We start from the raw sequence: 1,204 nt of genomic DNA on the forward strand, positions 1-1,204 counted from the left end.
GCCGTCGAGCTTCTTGAACGGGCGCCGGTTCAGGTCGGCGATCAGTTTGCCGATCGCCTTGTTCAGTTCGGCCAGACTGTAGAAGCGGTGGTTGCGCAGCCGAGCGAGGATCCAGCGCTCGACGATCTGTACGCCGACCTCGACCTTCGCCTTGTCCTGCGGCTTGCGCGGCCGCGCCGGCAACATGGCGGTCGCGTAGTGGTTCACGAAGTCCTGCGTCGTGTTGCCCAGCACCGGTTCGTACCGGTCGGCCTTGGCGATCAATGCCTTGGGGTTGTCGGGCACCAGCAGTTCGGGAACACCGCCATAGAATTCCAACGCGTCGATCAGGCTGCCGATCCAGTCGGGCATGGCCTCGGAACTCGTCGCACATGCATAGGTGTAGTTCGAGGCACCGAGGACGGCCACGAACACGTGGGCCTTGAACGCGACGCCGCCGTCGCGGTCGAGGATCGGCACGGTTTGCCCGGCGAAGTCGGCGAACAGCTTCTCGCCGGCGCGGTGTTGCTGACGCATCGAGCGCTTCAGCGCTGCAGCCCAGTCCTTGTACCGCTGGCAGAACTGCGTATAGCGGTAGGTGCGTTGGCCTGGGTGGGCCTCGACGTACTCCTCCCAGAGCAGCTGCAGCGTCACACCCTTGCGGCGCAGGTCGCGGTGCATCACCGTGTAATCCGGATCGACCCGCCGGGTCGGGGCCGCTGCTTCCTCCGGCAGGTCTAACCTGATCTCGAGCTCGTCATCGGCAAGCGGTTCGACGGCAGCCCAGTCGAGGCCCGCCGCGCTGGCGCGTGCGGCGTATGCCGAAATGGCGCCGACGCTGATGCCGATCGCGCGGCTGATCTGGCGGTGCGACAGGCCGCACGACCACTTCAGCCGCAATACTTCCTTCAGTTTGCGCATGCTCATCCGATGTGCCGGCATCAACCTGTCCCCTAAAAAGAGACAAGGCTAACGCCCGTCGTTGATCACATGCGCAACACCACCGCCGAGCCGGAACGGCCATCCCGTTTCGGTCGCGTGATCAGCTGTTTCGGTTCGCTGATCACTCATTCCGGGAACGTGATCACCCGTTTCGGCAAGATGATCGCTCGTTTCGGAAACCGGTGATCAGCGATCACCTTCGACCGAAACGGCCGATCACCATCAATCGGAACCACTGATCACGTTCAACCGAAATCGCTGATCACGTTCGCCGAAATACGCA

The 1,204-nt window shown here is 63.1% G+C and carries 2 protein-coding genes; one reads left to right on the forward strand and one right to left on the reverse strand.

What is annotated here, in order from left to right; translation table 11 throughout:
* On the reverse strand, positions 1 to 921 hold a 921-nt coding region (istA, locus tag HWX22_RS31220; protein WP_175916989.1), incomplete at its 3' end, for an IS21 family transposase.
* Between the two features lie 48 nt (positions 922 to 969).
* Between istA and HWX22_RS31225 the strand changes: the two genes are divergently transcribed.
* On the forward strand, positions 970 to 1,107 hold the full coding sequence (locus HWX22_RS31225) for a hypothetical protein (protein WP_175891702.1): 138 nt from the start codon (positions 970 to 972) through the stop codon (positions 1,105 to 1,107).
* The last annotated feature ends 97 nt before the right edge of the window (positions 1,108 to 1,204 follow it).

It is taken from the genome of Burkholderia sp. BCC1638 (assembly GCF_902833195.1).
Classification (GTDB): domain Bacteria; phylum Pseudomonadota; class Gammaproteobacteria; order Burkholderiales; family Burkholderiaceae; genus Burkholderia; species Burkholderia diffusa.

Bases quoted from the DNA above. Each gene is read 5' to 3' on its own strand.
- HWX22_RS31225 (WP_175891702.1), top strand. From the start codon at position 970: ATGCGCAACACCACCGCCGAGCCGGAACGGCCATCCCGTTTCGGTCGC.